The organism is Campylobacter concisus (genome assembly GCF_902460895.1).
Lineage (GTDB): Bacteria > Campylobacterota > Campylobacteria > Campylobacterales > Campylobacteraceae > Campylobacter_A > Campylobacter_A concisus_BC.
Genome location: NZ_CABPVL010000001.1, coordinates 113,693 through 137,338, shown reverse-complemented (window position 1 = coordinate 137,338; position 23,646 = coordinate 113,693). Strand labels below are relative to the sequence as shown.

The window sequence follows — 23,646 nt, the reverse complement described above, 5'->3', positions numbered from 1 at the left end:
CTGCCACTAGCTAAATTTCACTTTTCTATTTGATTAGCTATTTTTTAAAGCGTTAGCCACCTTTAGAGCGCTTGCAAATGCAAAATGTAAGTTATATCCACCAAGCATACCAGTGATATCTAAAACTTCACCTATAAAATAAAGCCCCTTTACGCTTTTGCACTCTAAATTTTCATCTAAAAACTCTGTTTTTACACCGCCTTTTGTAACTTCAGCCCTTTCAAAGCCAAATGTCCCAGCTGGGGCAAATTCGTAAGCAAAAAGCCTTTTTATGATACTTTTTTCATCATCACTAAATTCATAATAAGCTCTATCTTTTAAACCAAAATTTCTTAAAAACCCCAGCACAAATCTCTTTGGCAAAGGCAAAACCGAGCTAAGCTGTTTTTTACCATTTACTAAATTTTTCTCACTAAATTTAGGCAGAAAATTTATGCAAATTCGCCCCCTTTGCCAAAAGAGTGAGGCATTTAGTATCGCTGGACCGCTTATGCCCCTATGTGTAAAAAGCAGGTCACCACTAAATTTATGGCTCTCGTTTTTGCCATTTATCTCCACGTCCGCGCTTAGACTAACACCGCTAAGCTCTTTAAACCAAAACTCGTCTTTTTGCACGCTAAAGCCAACTAGAGCAGGGGCAAAAATAAGAGACGCGTGAGCAAATAGGTTAAATTTATCAGTTAAATTTAGTTTTTTAGATTAGCAGTAAATTAAATTTACTGCATATTTATGCTTCCAGCTGGAGCTGGCATATCGCCCTTTTCATCTACAAATGGAGGCCCTTTTTGAAGTAGCGCAGTCACTTCAGAGGCGACCTTTGGATCCATCTTAGCCATGATAGTTGATATCTTTTTTGCATCAAGGGCATAAAGTATGGTGGCTGCATTTGATCTAGGCATTTGCGAGAGCACTTCGGCTGCTGCGCCATCTTTCATTTTGGCGTAGGATTCATTGACTTTATCAGTCGTCATCGTGCGAAGCTCTTTTAAAATTTTCTCATTTTTAGCGACAACTTCGTCGATCTCTTTGCGTTTTTGCTCGATCACTTTCATCGTCGCATTTAGATCAGCCTCTTTTTTGGCGAGCTTTTTGTTGTTCTCTTCATAAGCCGCAGCCGAGCTTGCTCGAAAGACCTCTAGGGCTTGGCGCTGCTCGTCGATGACCTCAAGTTCCTTTGAAATTTCCTCTTTTCTAGCTTCAAAGATCTGCGTGCAATCAACCGGCACTTCAAAGCAAAATGCAAAATTTATGACCATAAAAAAGAGTAAAACAGCTCTCATTACGCCTCGCTTTTGGCTGCAAATTTCATAACCGCAAACTCATCAAGAGCAAGCGCTTCAGCCTTTTGTATGCGTTTTATCTCTTTTTTAAATTCTTCTTTTTCTAGATATTTCATCTTTTCATACTCTAAATTTGCATTTTTATATTTGTGCTCGTAGTGCAAGACCTCTTTTTTTGCTATCTCTAAGCTCTCTTTGCAGGCACTCAGCTCGGCTCTTGCTATATTTATGAGCTCTAAATTTTCTCTTAGCTCGCCTATGTTGCCACTTTTTGGCAGGCTAAATTCGTTGAGCTTGGCCCTTAAGAGTGCTATTTTTTCTTCAGCATTTCTTACATTTAGCCTAGCAACGACGAGCTTAGCCTCTACCTTATCCATCTCCTGCTTTTTGACGCGGACGACGGAGGTAAATTTACTTTTCATCTAATGATCGTATCGCTTCTTTCAGGGCTTGTTGAGATGTAGCCGACCTTCACGCCAGTTAGCTCCTCGATGCGCTCGATATACGCTCTTGCGTTTGCTGGCAAGTCTTCATATCGGCTGATGCCTTTTACGCTGTCCCAGCCCGCAAGCTCTTCGTAGATAGGCGTTGCATTTTCAAGGTCTGTTGGCACGTAGTCGATGGTCTCGCCGTTATATTGATAGGCTTTGCAAATTTTTACCACTTCAAAGCCATCAAGCACGTCAAGCTTCATAAGCGCATAAGTATCGACGCCATCAAGCCTTGAAGCGTATTTTACGCTTACTGCGTCAAACCAGCCACAACGTCTGCGGCGGCCTGTTGTTGTGCCAAATTCTTTACCGATCTCGCACATCTTATCGCCATTTGTGCCTTTGTCTTCTGTTGGGAAAGGTCCGTGTCCTACGCGAGTTGTATATGCTTTGATGACGCCTATGACCTTGCCTATCTCTTTTGGATTTAGTCCAAGGCCTGTGCAAGCGCCAGCGCTTATGGTATTTGAGCTAGTTACATAAGGATATGTGCCGTGATCGATGTCTAAAAGTGTGCCCTGAGCGCCTTCAAGTAGGACTTTTTTATCTTCATCAAGCGCTTTCCAAACTAAATTTGTAGTGTTTGCGATAAATGGAGCAAGCACCTCTTTATATCTTTTTAGTTCTTCAAGTAGCTCATTTTCTTCAGGTATCTTTACGCCAAGAGCGTCAAATACTGGTTTGTTTGTTTCAAAGTCATGCATCAAAGCATCGCATAAGCGCTCTGGCTCAAGTAGCTCGCCAACTCTGTGGCCGCTTCTGCTTATCTTGTCTGCATATGTTGGTCCGATGCCTTTGCCAGTCGTTCCGATCGCTTTTTCGCCTTTTAAGCGCTCTTTTGCTTGATCGACTTGGCTGTGGTAGCTTAAATTTAAGTGTGCTTTGTCACTTATATAAAGTCTGCCCTCTAAGTTGTCAAATTGCGCCATCTCAGTGATGAGCACCTCTGGAGAGACAACGACGCCGTTGCCGATGATATTTATTATATTTTTGTGCAAAATTCCGCTTGGGACAAGGTGGAGCGCGTATCTTACGCCATCGACCCAGATCGTATGACCAGCGTTGTGGCCACCTTGAGAGCGACAAATCATGTCATAGTTTAGTCCTAGCATATCAACTATCTTGCCTTTACCCTCATCACCCCATTGAACACCAACTACTAAATCAGCCTTTCTCATTCTTACTTCCTTAAATTAATTTTTTCTTCTATCAATGCATCAGTATAAACAGCGAACCCGCTGCTTGAAATCCCGTCTATTTCATAGTTTCCGCCACTTGCTAAGATGGCGTTATCTTTTAAAAATCTAAAAAATAAACTATCATAATATCTCATTTTTGAGTAATATAGCGGAACTATTCTTAAATTTTTATATTCTAGTGATTTGGCTACACTTTGTAAATTTCTTAGCGCCTCTTTTAGCTTATCAGGGACTAAACTTACTATCTCATCAAGCTCTCTAGCGTCCTTTAAAAGGGCTAGTTTGCTAAGCCATGGCACGTTTTGGGCTAAGATCTTTTCTAGCCATGAATTTTCAAAAATTTCTATCTCTAAGTTTAAAATTTCGCAAATTATCTTTGGGATTTGCATATTGCTAAGCTGCAAACAAGCGCCGATCTCAAGCTCGCTAAAGAGCTTTGCTACGATATTTATACTCTTTAAAATGTCGTTTTCGCCGATAAGCTCAGCGCCTATTTGATAAATTTCTTGGCTTGGGTAGCGAAAGACTGGCTGTATGTAAAACCACCTCTTTGGCTCATTTGCCTTAAGCCTTCTAAGTACGATCCTAACGGTATCAACCGTGCTATCAGCCCTTAGGCTTATCTCGTGGTTTAGACTGTCGCTAAAGCGAAGAAGATTTGTCGCATCCACGCTTAGATGTTGATGATACGAAAAAAACGGCGTTACGATCTCGCTAAAACCTTCATCTTCTAAAATTTCACTCGCTTTTTGCTCGATTTTTCTCTTTAGTTTTGCACTTTTTGCAAAGTAAAGTTTGCTTCCGTTTGGGATCTCGTGCTCATAAACATTTACATCACTCAACTCTTATCTCCTTACTAAAACCTAAATTTATATCGCACTCTTTGATGATGGACACGGCTAGATTATAGAGTTCGCCGCTGTCGCTACTGCTTGCTAGTTTGCTTAAATTTATAGAAATTTCTTGATTATATTTACCTATATTTTTTATCTCGTCTTCTATTTTTTGTTTTAGGCTTTGTGCTAGTTTGTCGTCTTGATTTAAATTTGCTATCACTTCATTTGCAAGCTCTTTTAGCACGACTAAACCTTTGAAAAGCTCAAAATTCTCGCTATTTTTATAGTCTTTTATATGTAGATATGGTCTTTCAAATTTAAATGAAGCAGCATCTTTTGCCAAAAGTGCCAATGAGAAAATGTTGCCTTGAAATTTATCAAAACCAAGACCAAGTAAAAACTCAAGCGTTCTTTTATCATCGATATTTTTTATAGTCGCATTTAGTCCAAATTTATCAGCCACAAACCTTATCATATTTATGCTCTCAAGCGCCTCTTTCGAGCTAAAGATATGCTTGCAAAATTTATTGTCTATATTAAAGCGGTTTGTCTTTAGCATACCAAGAGCTTCTATCGAGCTTGAGTATGAGGCAAAGTCATCAAGCGAGAAGTGTATGCCAAGCTCTTTATACTTTCTCACATAAATTTCTAAAACTTCTAAATTTGTAGCTGTTGCAGCGTCGATAACATCGATGATAAGCCCAGTTGGATCAAGGCTTTTATCCTCATCAAATATCGCTTTAAATTTATGCCAAAATTCCTCCGTAAAGAGCTTTTTAACGCTTAAATTTACGCGAACCTTTGCGCTTATGCCATTTTCTAGCCACATCTTTCTTGCTAAAAGCGCCTCTTTTATCGTAAATAAAGCGATATTGCTCGATGCGCTACTTGTTTTTATAAGTGGCAAAAAGTCGCTTGGATAGATGATCTCGCCATCTTTTCTCCATCTAATAAGCGCTTCAAAACTTAAAGTCTCACCCGTGCTAAAGCTGATCTCTGGTTGAAATTCTAAAAACATCTCACCAGCGTCAAGCGCTTTTAAAATTTTTGAGCCATCTTCGTATTGGCTCTTAAAATAGACATCTTTTTTCGCATCAAATGTATAGCTTCTGTTTTTGCCGCTTATCTTGGCTTGATACATCGCCCAGTCGGCTCTTTGTAGCACATCATCAGCCCCAAGCTCACTATCAGCCAAGGCTATGCCTACGCTAGCGCTTGCTTTTAGTTTTAGCTCGTCTATCTTTACTTCATCTGAAGCTAGCCTTAGCATATTTTGCGCTATCTCATAGACTTCGCCTAAATTTTCGTAGTTTATGACGCCTACAAACTCATCTCCGCCTATCCTTGCAAAGATATTTTTGCCATTAAACATAGCGCCTATTTTTTCAGAGATAGCTACTAAAAATTTATCGCCTATTTGGTGGCCGAAGTTGTCGTTTATGCCCTTAAAATCATCAATATCAAGGTAGATGACGGCTATTTTTTGTTCATTTTTTTGTATGAGAGAATTTAGCTTGTTGTAGAGTAAAAATCTATTTGGTAGCTTTGTGAGCGGATCGTGATATGCGATAAATTCTAGATATTTCTCATTTTGAGCTTCGTTATTTGCAAGCATTGCGAGCATGATGTAGCCAGTTCTTTTCTCGCTCGCGTCGATAAGTGGTAAAATTTCTATGACTTCAAGCTTGCTCTTATTTTTATTATTTTCACTCCAAACCTTGCCACTCCATGAGCCACCGCTGTTTATAGTATCTATGATCTGGTGCTTTATATCGCTTAAGCCTTGCTTTATAAAGGTGATATCTTTTAGATATACACTATCTTTTGAGCCCGAACTTTCAAAAAATGTATCATTTGCATCAATGACCTTTAGCTCCTCATCAAGCAAAATGACCTCTTCTTTGCTAAATGAGAAAATTTTTGCAAGTAGGTCTTGACAGACAAAGAAGCTATCTTCTAGGCTAAGGTCTTTTAGTGTGCCTTTTATCAAGCTTACTTCGCCAAATTCATCGTATTCAAGTGCTTTTGCTCTTAGTCTAAAGTGTAGAATTTCTTTATCTATGCTATAAAGTTTGATATCTTTAATGTATGTTTGAGCGTCTCTTATACTCTCAAAAAAGCTATAAAAACTATCAAATTCATCGACAAAGACCGACTTTGCCTGCTCGAAATTTAGAGTGCTTTGCGTGCCAAGAATTTTACTTAGCTCGTCTGAGATATTAAGCATGTCGCTTCTTTTATCCCAAGTAAAGACATTTGCCTCACTCGCCCAAAGCAGCGCCTTGCTCTCTTTGCTTTGTTTTTCAAATCTCTCTTGAAGCTTTAGCATATCGCTAAGATCGGTAAATGAGTAGATGACCTTTTGCCCTTCTGCATCGATAAATTTAGCCTTTATCTTAAATGGAATTTTCTTGCCATAAGCGTTTGTCATATTTGCTATGAAATTTAGCTCTTCATTTTTAAAGCTTGCTTGCAAAAAGGCTTTTTTGCTTGCTAGCACGGCAGCTTTAAAGCTATCAAAGTCCTCGCTTGCGATGATATCTTCTAAATTTATGAGACTTTGGCTTTGGACATTAAAAATTCTCTCGACATTGTTTGTGCTTTGGATGATCAAAAATGGCTCTTTTGCTGAAGCGATAGCGATAACATTTGGCGATAAAAAGACGTAGCTTTTGATGATATCGTCATTTCTTTGAGTCATCTTTTCTTGAGTGATATCCTTTATAAGTATGAAATTTAGCCTTGTGTTTTCTAGCTCAAAGCTACTTTGGGTTACTAAAACATCGATGATTTCACCATTTTTACGCCTTAGCTTAGCCTCGTATGATAGATTATTGTTGATAGCATTTTTTCTATCTTCTGCTAAATTCTTAGACTCATCTTCAAGAAGTTCTTTTATATTTAGATCTGCTACGTCATCTTTTTTGTAGCCTAGTTTTTCTAAAAGAGCGTTGCTAATATCCGTGATGACGCCAGTATAAGCGTCAAAGACCACGATCTTTAAAAAGCTCTTTTCAAAGACATAGCCAAATCTACTCTCGTAGCTTTGTGCCGTCTCGTAAGCTTTATCTCTATCTTCGTAGAGTTTTTTGATGCTGTTATTTAGCGAGATAAATTCTTTTATGTCAAATTCTTCATCAGTTGGCTTACTTTTATCTGCCGCAAAAAGAGTGATTCTAGTAAATGGAGAGAGAATTTTATCTTTTATATATGAGTTATCACGTAGCCAAAGTATGCTAAATGTGACAAAACACAAGAACGAAAGCACGACTAGAACTAGCTGGATAAAGATCTGTGCTTGCCTACTAGAGCCTGTTATGACAAATAGCTTTTGCTCCTCTAGGTAGCTGATCTTGTAAAAATTCATATCCTTTAGTATAAAAATGATCTTGTCAGCTTTAAACTCGCCACCTTGCGAGATGTATTTGTTAAAGTCCTCTTTTATAAATTTTCTATAAAACTCATCTCTTGAGAGGTTGCCATCTTTATCGACCAAAAAGACGTATGCGCCAAGATTTTTATTGTAGCCTGCATCGACCCTATTTTTTAAAAGATTTTGATTTAGCTGAACGAGAATTTTATTGCCATTTTTTAGCCCGTAAGCTATGTAGATATCTTTAAAGCGTCTATTTTTGTAAAATCTATCAGAGAGCCTAAACTCGCCTGCTTTTATATCTGAAAACCACGAGATATCGTAGTTGTGTAACTCAAAAGCGCCCTCAAATTTACGCTCATAAAGCAAGGAGTTGTCTTTTGCTATCACGTAAAAAGCGGCGTAGAATTTACTTACAACAGTATCTTCATAAAATGGCTCTACGCCGTTTGCTATGAGTCTTGCCTTTGTGGTGATATTGTCTTTTACCTCTACAAATGTACTCACTATATTGTTTCTAGTGATTAAATTTAGCGTTGAAATTTCATATTTTATATCGTTTATGCCAGCAAATATGACAAAAAGTGCAAGAAAGATGAAGGCAAAAAGAAGTAGTGCTATCTTTACATAGAACCTCTTAAAAATCTGCAAAACTGGTTTAGCGCTATTTTTTTGCATTAAATTTAAGCCTCGCTTTTTAAAACTAGCCATGATTTTAACGCAAATTTACTTTTTTTAGCTTATAAAATACCTTTTTGTTTAAATTTAAATAGACACAGGGCGTTTTGCCCCGTGACTTAGTAGATCCAAGTAACTACTTCAGCTCTTTGTCTGCGTAGTTTTTCAGGTTGTGGATTTAGGCGGTAGCCAAATGGCACTACGATAGCCACTCTTTTTTCGCTCTCATCAAGACCTAAAATTTCATTTAAAGCGTGCCTGTCAAAGCCTTCGATCGGGCAGCTATCTATGCCAAGGCTTGCGGCTGCGTTCATCATATTTGTCGCAGCTATCATGCACTGTTCGTGTGACCACTGAAATGTTAGCTCATCGTCATTTTTGAAATTTGATAGCAAAAAGTCGTGATAAAATTTCTGCCTTGCAGCGATAGCTTCAGGATCTTTATCAGCCCTTCTAGCGATCATTTTATCAACGTAGTTGCTGCCAAATTTTACCTCTTTGATCTTTGCTAAAATGACAACCAAATGCGAGCAAGAGGTGATTTGCACTTGGTTCCACGAAACGGCTTTTATCTTCTCTCTAAGCTCTTTGTTTTGCACGACTAAAAAGTCCCACTGCTCAAGCCCAGTCGAGCTTGGGCTTAGCCTGCCAGCCTCCAAGATAAAGTCAAATTCGCCAGCACTGATCTTTTTGCTCTCATCAAAAATTTTGCAAGCGTGACGAAATTTTAAAATTTCAAGATAGTTCATCATATCTCCTTTGTTAAATTTCTTGGCATTATAAAGCGACTAGGTAAATTAAAAGAAATTTAGAAATTTTATCATCTAGTGCATGAAAACTAGGCTAAATTTAGCCTAGAGTTAGTTTAAAAATATATCAAACTCGCCTTTTTGGACCGTTTGTGCAATGATGGCTGAGCGCTCATAGCCAGCCTCTTTTAGGCGCTTTAGAGCTAAGCTCACGTCGTTCTCGCTAACGGCTAGCAAAAGTCCGCCAGAAGTTTGCGCGTCATATAGTAAGATATCAGCCTCTTTGCTCACAAAATGCTTTGCAAATTCGCGGTTTTTGTAGCTTCCCTCTGGGATGATGCCCATATCGGCAAACTCTTTCGCACTTGCGATCACTGGCACATCTTTTTCAAAGACGTTAAAGCTGATCTTGTCGTTTAACATCTCGCTTAAATGCCCTAAAAAGCCAAATCCAGTCACATCGGTAGCGGCATAAACCTTGATGCCACTTAGTGCTTTTAGAGCGTAGAAATTTAGCTGAGCCATGATGCTTGCGACCTCATTTATCTGCTCCATGCTTAGTAGATCAGCCTTGATCGCTGTGCTTAAGATGCCGCTACCAAGAGGCTTTGTAAGGATCAAAACGTTACCAACTTCTGCTGTGTTGTTCGCCCAGAAATTTTGTGGGCTCACCTTGCCAGTCGCGCTTAGTCCATAATACATCTGCTGCGTCTCTATCGTGTGTCCGCCAACGATGACACCGCCACACTCTCTTACTTTATCGGCTCCACCTTGTAAAATTTCACCTAAAATTTCAGGTGCAAGGTTGCAGCTATCAAAGCCCACGATATTTAGAGCGTTTATCACCTCGCCACCCATCGCAAAGACATCGCTTAGGCTATTTGCAGCAGCGATCTGACCATAGATAAATGGGTCATTGACTACTGGCGTGATAAAGTCAAGCGTCTGAACGAGCGCAAGATCGTCTGAGAGCTTAAAAACGCTCGCATCTTCGTTTGAGCCGATGCTTGAGAGCAAATTTGGATGAGATAAATTTAAACTACTAATCGTTTTGTGAAGACCCGACGGGTCAAGCTTAGCAGCTCAACCAGCGGCTTTAACGAACTGCGTAAGCTTTTTGTCGTGATAGATCATAGTTTGATTTGCTCGTGAGTTGAGAGTATGTCGATGATCTCATAAGCGTTTGAAATTTCGCCAACTGCAAGATCGCTTACTAGTTTATAAGCCTCCAAGCAGCTTCCGCAGCTTAAAATTTGAACGCCAGCAGCTTCAAGATCTTTAAGCGGCTTAAAGCTTGGATGTGAGCGGTTTGTCGTCATCTTAACGGCGTTATTTACGCAGATGATTATCTTTGGTTTTTTCTCTACTTGTAGAAGTGCGCCTAGGAATTTTGAAAGCAAATTTATGCCAACTTCGCCGCTACCTGCGCGCTCTTCGTTTAGATAGAGCACTTTTTCATTTTTTGGTGTTATGTCGCAGACAAATTCATCAAAATTTGTAAGCTCAAGTGCGCTTTTGCCCTTGATGGCTAAAATTTTAGTCTCATTGCCATTGCTTTCTAGGCTAAATTCTATATTTTGATTTCTCAAAAATCTCGAGATATTTTCTTTTGGAGCTAGGGCATTTACGATGATCTCTAGGCTCTCTCCCTCGTTTAAGCCCTCAAGCGCGTTTTTAGTCATGATGACTGGTTTTGGGCACTCTAAATTTCTACAATCAATTGTTCTTGTCATTGTTTTTCCTTTGTGATTAGTATTTCAAACCTTGAAACTGATTTTGGATTATAGCTAAAAAATATTAATTTTTTAAAAGGATTTGTGCTGTGAAATTTGCTATAAAAGAGAGTTTGACCCTGCGTAAGTCGCAAGGTCAAGGTTAATTATTTTAAATTTGTATATGATTTTTCGTAGTCAGATACTGGGATCTTGTTTTTCTTAACAAGCTCTTGATACCAGTAGTGGTGAAGTACATAGACCTCTTCTTCTTCTTTGTATCCAGTGACCATTGACCAGATAGCGCCATGTATAGCGATCGCAGCCATATAGATATGAACTAGGAAAAATACCGCACAGACGATGCCAAGGCAGTTGTGGATAACTACGCTATATCTTAAAAGATCGATTTGAGAGATACCAAACCAACTAGCAACTGCTGGTTCTTTAAAATCCATGAAGTACATGATAGCACCAGTGATGATCATCACGATACCACCAGGGATAGCGATCCAGTACCATGCTTTTTGTCCTGCGTTAAATTTACCAGCTGGGACTGGTCTTTTCTTCTTTGATAGATAACCACCAACTATCATCATCCATCTGATATCATAAACAGCTGGAAGCATTCTGATAGTCCAAGCAAATAACATAGGAAGCACAGAAATAGCAAATATAATAGTCGCTATATCGTGCAAGTATCTACAGAAACGCACAAATGTGCCGCCGCCTAACTCTGCACCCCACATGATGATGATACCAGTTGGCACCAAGATGATCCAAGAGATCGCAGCTAAGCCGTGAGCTATACGTTCGATTAGCGAAAATGCAAATACTTTTTTGCCCTCGTGACTAAAGTGTTTTGGTCCGATGATCAAAAAGTGTAGCACGAATGCGCCGATAACAGCTAAAATGATAGAAAGTGCAGCTATCGCGAAGTAGTCGTTGCCTTGTATAAAAGTAAATATCGGGCCCCAGCCATGCTCATAAGGCTTGATATTTTCTATCCTCTGTGCTGCCCAAATGGTGCTGTCAAATTGATTGACACCAGTTGGTCCTTCAATGGCCATTGCCGCAACAGACAATGTAAAAAGTAGAGTAAGAATTCTCGTCATTTTATTCCTTTATTTGCTAAAGCTTAAATGATTTAAGCTTTGGTTAAATATGCTAAAATCACACAGCTATGCCGTTTTGCGGCTATTATATCAGAGCTAATCACAAGCAAACCTTAGCAAAAAAGATTACTAAAAATTTTATAAAAAACATTTAAGTTTTGTTAATTTTTATCGTTTTTTATCTGAAAATTTAGCTAAAATAAAGCCAAATTTTAGCCGAAAAAGGACCGCACTATGCATCTTTTTTGCCTTATATTTGATGAGTACGAGACGCTTGATCTCATGGGTCCGTTGGAGTTTTTGGCAAGGGTGCCTGAAGTGAAGATAAGCTACGTTTCGTTTGATGGCGGGATGAAAAGAAGCAAACAAGGCTTTAAAATAAAAACAAAAAAGCTTAGCAAGACGCCAAAAGAGAGTGTTTTGCTACTCCCTGGAGGTCAGGGCACGAGGATACTTGTAGATGATAGTGAGTTTATCTCAAGACTTAAAGAGTGCGTTTTGGCTTCACAATTTTGCCTAAGCGTATGCACTGGCTCAGTGCTCATCGCTCGCACTGGAGAGCTTGACGGCTTAAAGGCTACTTCAAATAAAAGGTCGCTCGAGTGGGTAAAAAGTTGCGGCGAGGCGGTAAAATGGCAAGAGCGTGCCAGATGGGTGAGGGCAGATAAATTTTACACAGCTTCAGGCGTGGCTGCTGGTATGGATATGGCGCTTGGCTTTATCAGTGATCATTTTGGCAAGGAGCTAGCCCAAAAGATCGCAAACGAGACCGAATACAACTGGCAAAAAAGCTCAAAGATAGATAAATTTGCCAAAATTTATGGGTATTAAATTTAAGGTGGCTTGTGACCTTTTGATAAAGTCAGAAATTTGCTAAATTTAATAAGGATAGTAAGTCAAAATATCTTTAGCAAAAAGTGTCAAGATAAAATTTGTAGATAATAAATTTAAATCATTTTGGAGCCTAGCTATAAATTTGCCAAATTTAATTAAGTTTAATTTTTGAAAACGAAAATAGCTTCAAGATAAATTTTTAAATTTAAGCAGTTTAAAGCCATTTTGGCAAAATTTACAAGCCAGATAAATTTGACCTAAATTTAAAAAGCCAAATTTACCTTCAAAAACTCAGCCTAGTTTCTGCGCCTATACTCTTCGTATCCAAATTCACGGATCATCTTTATCTCGCCATTTTCTTTTAAAAGAAGAAGATCAGGCAGTTTTATGCCGTTAAATGTCGTATTTTTCACGATGGTGTAGTGAATTTGATCTTCAAATATGACGCGGTCGCCGATTTTTAGCTCACTATCAAATTTATACTCCGCATCGCCCGCTTCAAGCCCCACTATATCGCCAGCTAGGCAGGTATTGCCGCCAAATCTATAAGCAAAATTACCATTTTTGCTCTCGCCTCTAACGGCTGGGCGGTAAGGCATGAGCACAGTATCTGGCATGTGCGCCTCAGCTGAGGTGTCAAGGATGGCGATATCTTTTTCGTTGTGCACGATGTCAAGCACGCTGCTTATCAAAAAGCCAGTCTGCCAGCCCACCGCTTCGCCTGGCTCCAGATAGACCTCCACGCCGTATTTCTCGCGAAAGCGCCTAATGATCCTTATAAGCAGCTCCACGTCGTAGTCGGCTCTCGTGATGTGGTGACCGCCGCCCATATTTATCCACTTCATCTTTGGTATAAACTCGCCAAATTTCTCCTCAAACGCCTCCAGCACGACCTGCAAGCTGCTAGTGCTCTCCTCACAAAGCGCGTGAAAATGAAGCCCAGTGATGCCATCAAGAAGCTCTGGCTTAAAATTTGCTCTCGTGATGCCAAGCCTGCTAAATTTACCGCATGGGTTGTAGCTATCAGTTGGCGCAAGTGAGACCTCTGGATTGACCCTTAGGCCGCAGATGATGTCGTTTTGTAGGGCAATGCCTTTAAATTTTTGCCACTGCGCAAAAGAGTTAAATGTGATGTGTTTTGAAATTTTTAAAATTTCATCAAAATCCTCATCTTTAAAGGCTGGGCTATACGTGTGGATCTCGCCTTTTACGTATTCGCTCGCAAATTTGGCCTCATGAAGCCCACTGCAAGTCGCTCCGTCAAGATATGAGCCCACCATATCCATCACTCCGCTAAATGCAAAACCTTTGAGCGCTACTAAAATTTTAGCTCCGCTTTGCTCTTTTACATACTTTAAAAGCTCTAAATTTTTACGAACTTTGGCCTCTTCACAGACGTAGGCTGGGGTTTTTATGCTTTTTAAAATTTCGTTCATCTTCTTTCTCTTTTGCAAATTTTCAAATAAGTATATCTAAATTTATTTTTAAGTAAAATCAGCAAAAATTTCAAAGGATAAAATGTGGTAGAGATCGAATTTCTTGGGCCTATTGGGCTTGAGAGTATAAAAGTAGAAGCAAAAAATTTAGGCGAGGTAAAAGCGGCAATAAGTGAGAAAGAAGAGCTTAAAAAGTGGCTAAACATCTGCGCAGTGGCTGTAAATGACGAGATCGTAAGCGATATAAATTTCGCTCTTAAATCAGGCGATAAAATTTCTATCTTACCGCCAGTTTGTGGAGGCTAAGATGCAAATTTATAATGGAAGCTTGGACGTTCAAAGCATCACAAACGAGTGGTATGATAAATTTAAAGATAAAAACTGCGGTGCGCTCATCACTTTTGTGGGCATAGTAAGAGCAGAGGGCGGTATTTCGGCACTTAGCTTTGATATCTATGAGCCGATCCTTAAAAAATGGCTAGAGGCTTGGCAGGAGCGAGCCAAAAAAGAAAATGCCTACGTGCTCTTTGCTCACTCAAAAGGCGATGTGCCAGTGCATACGAGCTCTTATGTAGCAGGTGTAGTGAGCCCTCAAAGAAAGGTCGCACTAAGGCTTATAAACGACTTTGTCGAGGACTTTAAGGCAAATGCACCGATCTGGAAATATGACGTGATAAATGGCGAGAGAATTTACGCTAAAGAGCGTAGCCAAGCGATAAATGGTGCCGGACTTTTGGCATAAAAAGGGCAAAAATGATAACCAAAGAGAGTAAAAAAGATGTTTTTTGGGCGCTAGCCTTTGGGCTTGGGCTCTTTGTCTTTAGTGTCGCTAGCTACTTTTATCTTGATCTTGGCACGCCCTCTCTTTTTGGTGTCATCGTTGGCGCCATTTCAACCTTTTTTTGCGTGAGAAAGATCTTGCAAAACAACTTTTTTGAGATAGATGATGATGGATTTGTCATAAAAAAAGGCTCAAAAAATATCAAATTTTTCTTCAAAGATATCGACGAGATCGCCATTAAGAGCTTTGGCGATAAGAAAAAGGTCGATGCGCTAAGTGTTAAATTTAGAAAAAATCGCCTCGATAGAGATGCGTGTTTTGGCTTAGTTCAGGCACTTGGCGATGATATGATCGTTATTTTTGACAGATATGAGCTTTCGCAATTTACACTTTCAAAAGAGCTTCGAGATAGGCTGGCTAAATTTAAAGATAGGGCGTAAAAAGCTTTTTAATTCGTGTAACTTTCAAGTTTTTCGTGGTCGATAATGAGAAATTCGTGCGGTGTGATCTTTCTGATGATGTCGTCTTTGATAAGCTCATTAAAGGCTGTTGAGGCGCTTTAGCGCTTTAGACCAACAAAGCTTGAGAGCACTTTTAGAGAAAATGGCAAAAATACATATTGGTAGCCATTTTGTTTTAGATCTTGCTCATTTGCAAGCTCGATCAAGAAATTTGCTATCCTGCCCTTTGCGTCCTCAAAAAGTATCGACTTTGTGATCTGGCGCTGCACGATGATGGTGTTTAGTGTGGTTGTTAGGATCTCGCTTGCAGCTTTTGGATTATGTAAAATTTCACCTATTTTATCTAGTCTAATGACGTAAATTTGGGCATCCTCAAGCACTTCAAAGGCGCAGTTGTCATCGAGTATGGCGATGTTGTTTTTTTCTAAATGATAAAGGATAAATTCCTCGCCATCTTCAAAAAATGAGAGCTTTGCTGAGCCGGTTTTTAAGATAATGATCTCGATATCTTCGGTGTAGATCGTGCTTGTTTTTGGCAGCTCTTTAAACTCAAATTTCTCAAGCTCATCTTGTGTTAAGATATCTAAAATATGCGTTTGTAAAAGCCCTAAGCGTGATTTTTTCATCTTTCTCCCAAAAAAGTGTAAGGGCTGATTTTACTTTATAAAGCATTTAAATAAGTTGAAATTTCTCTTTTTTGGTGTTACTTTTTTTCAAACTCTTTTAAAAACAGTGATAAATTTAGGGGTTTGGCTGCATAAATTGCAACCAAATTTTAAAAGCCGTGCAGCTCTTTTAGCTTCTCATCTATCGGTTTTTTGTGCCCATCTTTTGTCACACTAACATAGGTTGCAGTCGCGCTTGTGACATGTATAGTCTCTCTAAAACCGCCGTCATTTAGCCTAAGTGCAGTCACTTCTATCTGTGTTGTTATCGATGTTTTGCCAACTGCGATGATCTTTGCATAGCAGCTTAGCACGTCGCCAACAAAGACTGGTTGTTTAAAGATGATCTCTTTCATAGAAATTGTCACAACTCGCTCAGGCGAAATTTCTCTAGCTGCCTGAGCACCTGCAAGGTCGATCTGACTCATTATCCAGCCGCCAAAGATATTGCCAGCTGAGTTTGTATCTTTTGGTAGCATAACTTGCTTTATGCGTGGCTCGCCAAAGTCCTTTAAAATGTCCATTTTTTGCCTTTTAGATTTTAAATTTTTGGTAAATTGTAGCAAATTTTAATGGCTTTATGCTAAAATCCTGCAACTTTAAGGGATGAAAAGATGAATGATTTTAAAAGACTAAACGAACTTACAAAAGAGCAAAAATCCAAGCTAAACGCGATTTATAAAAATTTAGATGACAAGATCATAACTGAAGCTGTGAAAATTTGCGGCCTTACTGGCACACCAAGCCAAAAGCTAGCCCTTGCAAGAAGGATAGTTGATCTTAAAGTTGATCCACTTCAAAATGAGCTAAAAAAGCTAAATTTAGGCGAGGACGAGCAAAAACGCGTGCTAAATTTGATCTATGGCTATGTTAGAAATTTATATGAAAATCTACACTCCCAGCTTATAAAAAAGGCACGTGATGAGCAAATTTTAGACCAGTTTTATCAAGCCTTTGTTGAGGCTATGCACGAGGTTGGGCTTAGTCTAAATGCGTGGCAAATTTCATGGCAAGAAAAGATAATAGACACCACAAATAAAGAGTTTGAAGCTAAATTTAAAGATTTAAGCCTGGCAAATGAGTTTATCACTAAAAACGCCTTGTTTCAGTGTGATAGTAACGGCGTAAGAGCTGATAGAACGTATGGCGCAGTTTGTAAAGAGGGCGAGAAATTTAGCTTTTTGCCTTACGCGCTTGCCTTTAAAGATGAGGTTAGAGAGCTTAAAAAAGTATTTGTAAAAAACCTTGAAATTTTAAGAAATTTAGCTCAAAATGACGAGCAAAAATCCTACGTAAAATACCTTGAAAAGCTACAAAATGCCTTTTGTGAAGAGGACAATGCTAAAGTGATAAACGCTTGGCAAGAGGCTGAGATAGCGTGGATGGAGGTAAAAGGAGCGCTTCAGCCAGGCCATCCGCTGGAGTACTACGAGGATGCCTACACGCACGCAGTCGCACTTGAGTGGGACATCAGGCTGGTTGATAGCGAGGGCATTGACGAGCTTAAATTTAAAGAAAAAGTGACAAAAACTTACGAAAGCGTTTGTGAAAAGATCAAATTTGATAACGCCGAGACAAACAGAGCAGTTAGCGAAAATATCGCTAGAACGCAGCTTTATATAAGCGTGCCGATGATCTATTACGCAGCCGAGCTAAACGGACTTTTTAGCGCTCAGGTCGTGCCAAATGATGAGAGCGTGAGTGCAAAATGCGGCAAGAAAATTTTTGCCTTTGTAAATCACGTCTATAAGGGCGCAAAGGCAAAGCCTTTTATGAAGCTTGGGGCTGAAATTTTTAGCAAGGATTTTTTGGATTTTGGTAGAGAAATTTTATTTTTAAAGCCAAAAATTTGGAAAAAAGTATATGAAATTTCAACGATCGGCCATGAGTTTGGGCACATCCTCTTTATCGGGCTTGATACTGAGATGAGCATGAATAAAAGTGGCGTCTTTAAATTTATCGAAGAGTATAAGGCGACGACTGGTGGGCTAGTAAATTTCTTTTTGCACGAGGAGACGGAGTATAAAATGGCCGTCTTTCACGAGCTAATAGCTCGCGCGGTTGGGCTTATAGCGTGGCGAAAGGTCGATGAGGTGAGGGCTTATTATTGCGAGGGGCTCATACATCTTAGCTTGCTTTTTAGGGCTGGAGTGCTTAAATTTGACGGCAAACTAAGCGTGGATATGAGCGAGCAAGCTTACGCTAAATTTAAAGAAATTTGCTTGCAAAACTACTTCGAGCTAGCGCAAACATACGCTAAAAAAGCTGATGCGAGCACGTTTTTAGAGAAATTTTGCCAAAAAGATGAGCTAAGCTATCTGCCAAAAGATGAAGAGTGCAAGAAATTTGTTGAGCATTTTTACGCTAGATACGAGGCTATCGGCAACAACGTAGATGATAGCGGCGAGTGGCAAAGGTGGCAAAAGCTAGCCCAGGAAGCGGAGAAGAGCCGTGCTTGATAGGATAACAAATTTTCACAACGGCTCTTTTTTATTTATATTTGCCCTGATTATTGCTTATTTTTCTGCTATTTATCTGGGAGATCAGTTTTATCTGACAGCCATATCAGTCGGTACCGATGTAGTGATCGCCATATTTTTGTTCTTTTTATTAAAAAGTAGTAGAAATTTAAACTCATACTGGACCTATATATTTTTAGCTATAGCGAGCTGGGCGTTAGCAGATATCCTTTTATTGCTTTATGATAGATCACTTATCATGCAAGGAAAAAACATCTCTCGCACGGAGCTTATGCAAATTTTATATTTGATCCCATTTTTTATGTTTATCATATCTTTTGTCGCCTTTTTTACAAGGATTTTAAAAAGAGTGATATGGCAACAAGTCGCGGTAGATGCGCTTGCTTTGATGCTTATAACGGTTAGTTTTTTTTGGTTTGTAGTTTTTGATAAAAGTTTAGTAGTAGCGCTTAATCAAGAATTTGTGACTAGCCTTTCATATATCATAATGGATATTTTTATCTTTTGCTTTGTCTTTGTTGTCGCATTTTCACTAAATTTTGTATCAAAAAAACCAGTTTTTAGCTATAAAAGAGTTAGCCTACTTTTATATCTGTTAGCCTTGCTTATCATTTGCATTTGCGATGCATACTACTCGTCAAAGGCCTTTTTGTCATACGGTGGTACAAATGTTCATTATGAGTTTTTCTTTAAAGTTGCATTTTTTATTATATTTGTAGCTTGCTTGCACCTAAAAGAAAACGAGGCAAATATCAAGATAAGAAGTTACAGAAAAGACTATATAAGGGTGCTTATATATAAATTTATCACCCTGCTTATCGTATCTTTACTCTTTTTAGGAGCTGCTAATACAGATAAAATTTACTCTGTTTGGATAGTTTTTCTGCTTATGGTTTTGCTAGCCTATGCAGCGCTAATTTATAGTATCTCAAGTACAGTTGCTATGAGGGATTTAGCTAGATCTGAAAGGCATATCATCGCTCAACTTGACGAAGAGATCCAAGATAGCTTAAAAGAGCTTGAAGAGAAAAACGAGCGCTTAAGGCAGCTTAGCGAATTTGACTCACTCACTGGGCTTTTAAATAGACAGTCATTTTTAAGCAAACTATCAGAGATGATAAAGACCAAAGCGCTTGGCGAAAAGATAGATATTTATTGCATCGACATCAACCACTTTAAGGCTATAAATGACTCATACGGCCACTACGTGGGCGATGAGGTGCTTTTAAAATTTTCTAAAAATATAAAAGCGATCTTGCCAGAGGGCGCTATCGTCTCAAGGTTTGGCGGCGATGACTTTATGATAGTTTTAAAGCAAAAAAATGAGGGGCATTATAGAGAATTTTTATACTATCTGCTAAACATCATAGCCGAGCAAATCTCAGTTGGCGATTATAAGATAGCTCTTGGAGCAAAGGTTGGCGTTAGCTCAACGCAAACAAGTGAAATTTTAGCTGATGATCTTATCATGCAAGCTGGAGCGGCACTTGATGCGGCAAAAAGAGATGTTAATACAAAATATGTCTTTTACGATGATATAAAAGAGATCATTCAGGAGAAAAACTACATAGAAATTTTGCTAAATTCTATGAATTTTGATGAGGAATTTAGCCTAAATTTCCAGCCGCAGTATCTGCTAAATGGTAAAAAGATAATAGGCGCTGAGGCATTAATTAGATGGAACTCTCCAGTAAAAGGCTTTGTAAGTCCGGCTAAATTTATCCCAGTAGCCGAGCAAAGCTCAATTATAAATACAATAGGAATATGGGTGGCAAAAGAGGCCATAAGGCAGATGAGCTACTGGAACAAAAAGTATGGCATCAGCCTAAAAGTTGGCATTAATATCTCGCCAAAACAGGTTGATAATGTAAATTTTGCATCGGACATCTTTGGCTATGTTGAAGAATTTGGCATGGATCCAAAGTGCGTTGATATCGAGCTTACAGAGGCAAGCCTCGTCAATGCTGAAGAGATCATGCAAACAGTCTTAAAGAAATTTTCAGATAAAGGCATGAGCATCTCGATCGATGACTTTGGCACTGGCTTTTCATCGATGAACTACATCAAAAAGTATCCGCTAGATAGGCTAAAGATCGCAAAAGAGCTAGTTGATAACATCGCTATAAATGAGATCGATAGAGACGTTGTAAAAAGCGTTATAACGTTAGCTAAAAATATCGAGCTAAAGACGATCGCTGAGGGTGTTGAGGATGAAACTCAACTTGAAATTTTAAGAGAGCTAGGCTGCGATGAGATACAAGGTTATTTCTGGGGTAAGCCGATGAACGCTAAAGACTTTGAAGAGCTCATAAGAAGCACGCTTGATCACATCTAAGCTTGTAAATTTACAAGCTTAGCCCATAACGCTTTTGTAGTCTAAATTTTCAAAAAGCAGTAGCTCTTTTTTGCTCTCTTTTATAAGTGCTTTTACTAGCTCTGAGGTCTCTTTATTTTTTGGCAAGACAAGATGAATTTTTTCATTTATAAAGATGACAAAGATATTTTTAAGCTCGTAAATTTCACTTACATCTTTTATGTCAAAAATTTCATTTTCTTTTGGCTCATTTTCATAAAATGCCAAATTTTTCTCATTTACTTCAAAGATCATCTCTTTTTTAAAGTCTGAAATTTCTAAGCTTTTTAGCACTGATTTTCGTCTATTTTTTAAAAAAATTGGATAAAAAATGATCCAAAAGATAGCAAAAATGGTGCCAATAATAGTAAAAATTTTGGTTTTTAAAAGCATATCAGCGATAAAGCCGGCTATAATGGCCTCCGTAAAAATCATAAAAACATTTATAAAATACTGTTTTCTAGCCTTTTTTGAGAAAAATAGATTAAATGCTTGGTAGTCTATTAAATTTTCTCCAGATAAGACGATATTACATTTCATAATTAACCTTAAAGAAAAATTTGCAAAATTATAACTAAAAATAAGGTTTGAAATAGAATAAACAATGGAGAGAAACATTTTTTTTACGTCAAATTCGTCACTTATCGTAAGACAAAAACAAATTTTCTATGCCGTTATAACTCTTTTTATATTTTCTCAGTTTGCCGGCATCTTAAACTATAAAATTTTTGAAAATTTGTTGATATTTTTTGGTTTTGGTCTTGTAGTTCTTGGTATTTATATCTCTATGAACAGATCAAAGCTTAAAGCTATGCACTGGCTTGCTGCATGCTTTGGGGTCTTTCTTTGGACGATTATTGATGCCATTAGAAGTGTCAATGAAGACTTTCTTTTAAGAAGCAAAGAGCAAATTTCTTATCTTGATTTTTTCGATCTGCTCCCTATGTTTTTACTATTGGCCGCTGTTGGTATATTTTTTGTGGTCAAATTTATAGCCAGTGATAAAAAGATCCTAGTTCTAGCCGATAGCTTTAATGTGCTTTTGCTAGTTTTCACGCTTGCTTATTGCATTGTTGGTGATATGGGCGATTTTGATATATTGATCCATCCTAAAAGCCCTAGTGAGCTTGCTGCTAGCATTGCAATTTTTGTAAATTTATCTATTTTATTCATCGCTCTTAGTGAAATTTTTAATAGCAACCATCTTTATATTAGGCATAGTGGCTTTTTCTTGATAATCGCAAGTGCGATTTTTACGCTATTAAATTTATATGTTTTTTATAATGAGCTTATAAACAAAGGGCATGATTTTACTCTGCACTCTATCTACCTTGTGCCATTTTTTCTCTTAATGCTCGGGGCTTTTTACTTAAGGGGTGATAACAAGCGTATAAGCGCAGCAGATGTTGGCATAAAAACAACATCTAAGCTTGTGCCTATTATCTCAGCTGCACTAATACTAATAAAAACTGACCTATCATCTTATGTTGATCTGCTTATAATTTTTGTTATTGTAGCTGGAGCGGTCATTAGCTATTTTATGAAGGTGCTTGATCAAAGCGAAGAGATATATAACGCAGAGCAAAATTTACATGATGCTAAAAACAAAGAGAAGCACCTAAAGACAAACGAACTTGAGATGATAAATTTAAGCTTAGAGGGTGTATCTGAAAAAGACTATCTAACCTCTCTTGGCAACAGAGACTCATTGTTAAATGAACTAAAAGGTATGTGTAGCGTTTTGGGCGAGAAGCAAGAGATCGCAGTTTATTATATAAATATAAGTCGCTTTAAAAATATAAATACCTCTTACGGACATGAGGTTGGCGATAAAATTTTAAAAGCGGTAGCAAAGCGCATACGTGAAGCGTGCAACAGACAAGAGGTCACCGCAAGGATAGGCGCTGATGAGTTTATCGTGCTTTCCAAAATGGAAGAAAATAGCCACACTAAACGCATGAAGCTTGGTATGGAGCTAAGAGATACGATAGAAAAACCTTTGCAAATAGATAAGTATCACTTTGCGATCAAGAGTGTCGTTGGTATCCACGTTGTCACAAGAGATAACATCAGCGATCCTAGAAATATCATCAAAAAAGCTGATATGGCGATGTACTACGCTAAGCAAAATCCAGCCAAAAACCCGATGGTTTATAATAATGAGATAGATAGCGAAATACAACAAAGCTCAAACATAGAGATAGCTCTTAAAAAAGCAAATTTACAAGAGGATTTTGAGGTATATTTTCAGCCGATTTATGACATTAAAAATTTAAAGATCATCTGCGTAGAAGCGCTACTTAGATGGCAGTCAAAAGAGTATGGACAAAAAGAAGCTGGCGAGTTTATGGATATAGCTAGCTTAAATAGCGACATCTTAAACGACATCTGCACGCTTTCTGTCTCAAAAACAGTAGAACAAGCCGTAAGATGGCAAAACAAAAAGCTAAAAGTACCAAAAATAAGCATAAACGTAGCACAAATTCAAAGCACATCTGAAAAATTTGTAAATGAATTTATGCTAACTTTAAACTCGCACCACCTAAATCCAAAGCAGTTTGAGCTTGAATTTAGCGAAGATATATGGAAAAACGACCAAGAGACGCTTGATAAAATTTTCTCACTTTTGGAGAAAAATAGCATAGATGTTTGTATAGATGACTTTGGATCTGGATATATGTCATTTGTCTATATCAGAAAGTATAAGATCGATCGCATAAAGATAGCAAATGACTTTGTCGCTCAGTCAGTGATCAACAAAAAAGATATGCAAATAGTCGCTGCTATCATAAATATAGCAAAATCAATGAAGCTAAAAGTAACAGCAAAAGGCGTTGAAAGCCACGAGATAAAAGAGCTTTTAAAAGAGCTTAATTGTAATGAAATGCAAGGATATTTCTTATCTCGTCCGATGAGTGCGGAGGAGTTTGAGAATTCTTTAAGGCAGAATTCTCACATGGTGGCCGATATTTAAATTTCAGCCTTTATCTCTTCGTTTGATTTTACGACCATGCCTGAGCCATGTATCACGCTTGGGATACAGCTTGTGCAGATATCGACCTCTTCGCCGTTTTTGTGAGCGTGGATGAAAACTGCATTTTTATCATCGCTACTTTTTAGTCCGCAAACGTTGCAAACTACTAGATCTTTCTCTCTCATCTTTTCTCCTTTGAAATTTTGGGTGATTTTACATCTTGTAAGCT

Annotated in this window: 22 protein-coding genes; 7 read left to right on the top strand and 15 right to left on the bottom strand. The window is 38.3% G+C overall.

Annotated elements, in window-relative coordinates; genetic code table 11:
- Positions 1–33: 33 nt before the first annotated feature.
- The 10 genes from F3G98_RS00685 to F3G98_RS00640 form a co-directional block, all read right to left on the bottom strand.
- Positions 34–645, bottom strand: a complete 612-nt coding sequence (locus F3G98_RS00685) for an NAD(P)/FAD-dependent oxidoreductase (RefSeq protein ID WP_149725612.1) — start codon at positions 643–645, stop codon at positions 34–36.
- A gap of 71 nt (positions 646–716) precedes the next feature.
- Positions 717–1,280, bottom strand: coding sequence for a MotE family protein (locus F3G98_RS00680; RefSeq protein WP_009295375.1), 564 nt, complete (start codon positions 1,278–1,280; stop codon positions 717–719).
- Positions 1,280–1,702: a flagellar export protein FliJ gene (locus tag F3G98_RS00675; protein WP_021086090.1), complete on the bottom strand. Its 423-nt coding sequence runs from the start codon at positions 1,700–1,702 to the stop codon at positions 1,280–1,282. The genes F3G98_RS00680 and F3G98_RS00675 overlap by 1 nt, the downstream gene beginning before the upstream one ends.
- Positions 1,699–2,949: an adenylosuccinate synthase gene (locus F3G98_RS00670; RefSeq protein WP_012140419.1), complete on the bottom strand. Its 1,251-nt coding sequence runs from the start codon at positions 2,947–2,949 to the stop codon at positions 1,699–1,701. The genes F3G98_RS00675 and F3G98_RS00670 overlap by 4 nt, the downstream gene beginning before the upstream one ends.
- Positions 2,950–2,951: 2 nt before the next feature.
- Positions 2,952–3,812, bottom strand: a complete 861-nt coding sequence (locus tag F3G98_RS00665; protein ID WP_103608525.1) for an ATP phosphoribosyltransferase regulatory subunit — start codon at positions 3,810–3,812, stop codon at positions 2,952–2,954.
- The gene (locus tag F3G98_RS00660; RefSeq protein ID WP_223231279.1) at positions 3,805–7,857 is read right to left on the bottom strand and encodes a diguanylate cyclase domain-containing protein; all 4,053 of its coding nucleotides are present in this window, start codon (positions 7,855–7,857) and stop codon (positions 3,805–3,807) included. The genes F3G98_RS00665 and F3G98_RS00660 overlap by 8 nt, the downstream gene beginning before the upstream one ends.
- Before the next feature lie 119 nt (positions 7,858–7,976).
- Positions 7,977–8,606 carry an NAD(P)H-dependent oxidoreductase gene (locus F3G98_RS00655; RefSeq protein WP_149725610.1) on the bottom strand — a complete coding sequence of 210 codons (630 nt, stop codon included), beginning with the start codon at positions 8,604–8,606 and terminating at the stop codon, positions 7,977–7,979.
- 111 nt (positions 8,607–8,717) lie between these two features.
- Positions 8,718–9,740: a selenide, water dikinase SelD gene (selD, locus tag F3G98_RS00650; protein ID WP_149725609.1), complete on the bottom strand. Its 1,023-nt coding sequence runs from the start codon at positions 9,738–9,740 to the stop codon at positions 8,718–8,720.
- The gene (yedF, locus tag F3G98_RS00645; RefSeq protein ID WP_009295368.1) at positions 9,737–10,339 is read right to left on the bottom strand and encodes a sulfurtransferase-like selenium metabolism protein YedF; all 603 of its coding nucleotides are present in this window, start codon (positions 10,337–10,339) and stop codon (positions 9,737–9,739) included. The genes selD and yedF overlap by 4 nt, the downstream gene beginning before the upstream one ends.
- A 146-nt stretch (positions 10,340–10,485) precedes the next feature.
- Entirely contained in the window at positions 10,486–11,433 is a 948-nt protein-coding gene (locus F3G98_RS00640; RefSeq protein WP_149725608.1) for a formate dehydrogenase subunit gamma, read from the bottom strand.
- Between the two features lie 234 nt (positions 11,434–11,667).
- Here F3G98_RS00640 and F3G98_RS00635 point away from each other — a divergent pair, with 234 nt between their 5' ends.
- The gene (locus tag F3G98_RS00635; protein ID WP_103608527.1) at positions 11,668–12,264 is read left to right on the top strand and encodes a DJ-1/PfpI family protein; all 597 of its coding nucleotides are present in this window, start codon (positions 11,668–11,670) and stop codon (positions 12,262–12,264) included.
- A 299-nt stretch (positions 12,265–12,563) separates the two neighbouring features.
- Here the strand turns inward: F3G98_RS00635 and nspC are convergent, their stop codons facing one another.
- The gene (gene nspC / locus F3G98_RS00630) at positions 12,564–13,703 is read right to left on the bottom strand and encodes a carboxynorspermidine decarboxylase (RefSeq protein ID WP_103608528.1); all 1,140 of its coding nucleotides are present in this window, start codon (positions 13,701–13,703) and stop codon (positions 12,564–12,566) included.
- An 84-nt stretch (positions 13,704–13,787) separates the two neighbouring features.
- Here nspC and F3G98_RS00625 point away from each other — a divergent pair, with 84 nt between their 5' ends.
- Genes F3G98_RS00625 through F3G98_RS00615 form a run of 3 tightly spaced genes read left to right on the top strand, consistent with a single transcriptional unit; the run spans position 13,788 to position 14,924 of the window.
- A complete protein-coding gene (locus tag F3G98_RS00625) occupies positions 13,788–14,009 on the top strand; it encodes a MoaD/ThiS family protein (RefSeq protein ID WP_107791321.1) in 222 nt (73 codons plus the stop codon).
- A 1-nt stretch (position 14,010) separates the two neighbouring features.
- The gene (locus tag F3G98_RS00620; RefSeq protein ID WP_149725607.1) at positions 14,011–14,445 is read left to right on the top strand and encodes a molybdopterin synthase catalytic subunit; all 435 of its coding nucleotides are present in this window, start codon (positions 14,011–14,013) and stop codon (positions 14,443–14,445) included.
- 11 nt (positions 14,446–14,456) lie between these two features.
- Positions 14,457–14,924 carry a molybdate transport repressor gene (locus F3G98_RS00615; protein WP_103608529.1) on the top strand — a complete coding sequence of 156 codons (468 nt, stop codon included), beginning with the start codon at positions 14,457–14,459 and terminating at the stop codon, positions 14,922–14,924.
- 119 nt (positions 14,925–15,043) lie between these two features.
- Here the strand turns inward: F3G98_RS00615 and F3G98_RS00610 are convergent, their stop codons facing one another.
- Positions 15,044–15,571 (bottom strand): Crp/Fnr family transcriptional regulator, encoded by a 528-nt coding sequence (locus F3G98_RS00610; RefSeq protein WP_223231278.1) that lies wholly within the window; start codon positions 15,569–15,571, stop codon positions 15,044–15,046.
- Positions 15,572–15,720: 149 nt separating this feature from the next.
- Positions 15,721–16,134: an acyl-CoA thioesterase gene (locus F3G98_RS00605; RefSeq protein ID WP_103570655.1), complete on the bottom strand. Its 414-nt coding sequence runs from the start codon at positions 16,132–16,134 to the stop codon at positions 15,721–15,723.
- A gap of 90 nt (positions 16,135–16,224) precedes the next feature.
- On the opposite strand from F3G98_RS00605, the gene ciaB reads away from it, so the two are divergent.
- Complete coding sequence (gene ciaB / locus F3G98_RS00600; protein WP_149725606.1) at positions 16,225–18,069, top strand: invasion protein CiaB; 1,845 nt, start codon at positions 16,225–16,227, stop codon at positions 18,067–18,069.
- Positions 18,062–20,425 carry an EAL domain-containing protein gene (locus tag F3G98_RS00595; RefSeq protein WP_149725605.1) on the top strand — a complete coding sequence of 788 codons (2,364 nt, stop codon included), beginning with the start codon at positions 18,062–18,064 and terminating at the stop codon, positions 20,423–20,425. The genes ciaB and F3G98_RS00595 overlap by 8 nt, the downstream gene beginning before the upstream one ends.
- Positions 20,426–20,443: 18 nt before the next feature.
- On the opposite strand, the gene F3G98_RS00590 is transcribed toward F3G98_RS00595, so the two are convergent.
- A complete protein-coding gene (locus F3G98_RS00590) occupies positions 20,444–20,983 on the bottom strand; it encodes a hypothetical protein (protein ID WP_149725604.1) in 540 nt (179 codons plus the stop codon).
- A gap of 64 nt (positions 20,984–21,047) precedes the next feature.
- On the opposite strand from F3G98_RS00590, the gene F3G98_RS00585 reads away from it, so the two are divergent.
- Positions 21,048–23,417 (top strand): EAL domain-containing protein, encoded by a 2,370-nt coding sequence (locus tag F3G98_RS00585; protein WP_149725603.1) that lies wholly within the window; start codon positions 21,048–21,050, stop codon positions 23,415–23,417.
- On the opposite strand, the gene F3G98_RS00580 is transcribed toward F3G98_RS00585, so the two are convergent.
- Positions 23,414–23,602 (bottom strand): hypothetical protein, encoded by a 189-nt coding sequence (locus tag F3G98_RS00580; protein ID WP_002940779.1) that lies wholly within the window; start codon positions 23,600–23,602, stop codon positions 23,414–23,416. The genes F3G98_RS00585 and F3G98_RS00580 overlap by 4 nt on opposite strands.
- Positions 23,603–23,646 lie beyond the last annotated feature (44 nt).

Bases quoted from the DNA above. Each gene is read 5' to 3' on its own strand.
- F3G98_RS00680 (WP_009295375.1), bottom strand. From the start codon at position 1,280: ATGAGAGCTGTTTTACTCTTTTTTATGGTCATAAATTTTGCATTTTGC.
- F3G98_RS00675 (WP_021086090.1), bottom strand. From the start codon at position 1,702: ATGAAAAGTAAATTTACCTCCGTCGTCCGCGTCAAAAAGCAGGAGATG.
- F3G98_RS00670 (WP_012140419.1), bottom strand. From the start codon at position 2,949: ATGAGAAAGGCTGATTTAGTAGTTGGTGTTCAATGGGGTGATGAGGGT.
- F3G98_RS00660 (WP_223231279.1), bottom strand. From the start codon at position 7,857: ATGCAAAAAAATAGCGCTAAACCAGTTTTGCAGATTTTTAAGAGGTTC.
- F3G98_RS00655 (WP_149725610.1), bottom strand. From the start codon at position 8,606: ATGAACTATCTTGAAATTTTAAAATTTCGTCACGCTTGCAAAATTTTT.
- yedF (WP_009295368.1), bottom strand. From the start codon at position 10,339: ATGACAAGAACAATTGATTGTAGAAATTTAGAGTGCCCAAAACCAGTC.
- F3G98_RS00640 (WP_149725608.1), bottom strand. From the start codon at position 11,433: ATGACGAGAATTCTTACTCTACTTTTTACATTGTCTGTTGCGGCAATG.
- F3G98_RS00635 (WP_103608527.1), top strand. From the start codon at position 11,668: ATGCATCTTTTTTGCCTTATATTTGATGAGTACGAGACGCTTGATCTC.
- nspC (WP_103608528.1), bottom strand. From the start codon at position 13,703: ATGAACGAAATTTTAAAAAGCATAAAAACCCCAGCCTACGTCTGTGAA.
- F3G98_RS00620 (WP_149725607.1), top strand. From the start codon at position 14,011: ATGCAAATTTATAATGGAAGCTTGGACGTTCAAAGCATCACAAACGAG.
- F3G98_RS00615 (WP_103608529.1), top strand. From the start codon at position 14,457: ATGATAACCAAAGAGAGTAAAAAAGATGTTTTTTGGGCGCTAGCCTTT.
- F3G98_RS00610 (WP_223231278.1), bottom strand. From the start codon at position 15,571: ATGAAAAAATCACGCTTAGGGCTTTTACAAACGCATATTTTAGATATC.
- F3G98_RS00605 (WP_103570655.1), bottom strand. From the start codon at position 16,134: ATGGACATTTTAAAGGACTTTGGCGAGCCACGCATAAAGCAAGTTATG.
- ciaB (WP_149725606.1), top strand. From the start codon at position 16,225: ATGAATGATTTTAAAAGACTAAACGAACTTACAAAAGAGCAAAAATCC.
- F3G98_RS00590 (WP_149725604.1), bottom strand. From the start codon at position 20,983: ATGAAATGTAATATCGTCTTATCTGGAGAAAATTTAATAGACTACCAA.
- F3G98_RS00585 (WP_149725603.1), top strand. From the start codon at position 21,048: ATGGAGAGAAACATTTTTTTTACGTCAAATTCGTCACTTATCGTAAGA.
- F3G98_RS00580 (WP_002940779.1), bottom strand. From the start codon at position 23,602: ATGAGAGAGAAAGATCTAGTAGTTTGCAACGTTTGCGGACTAAAAAGT.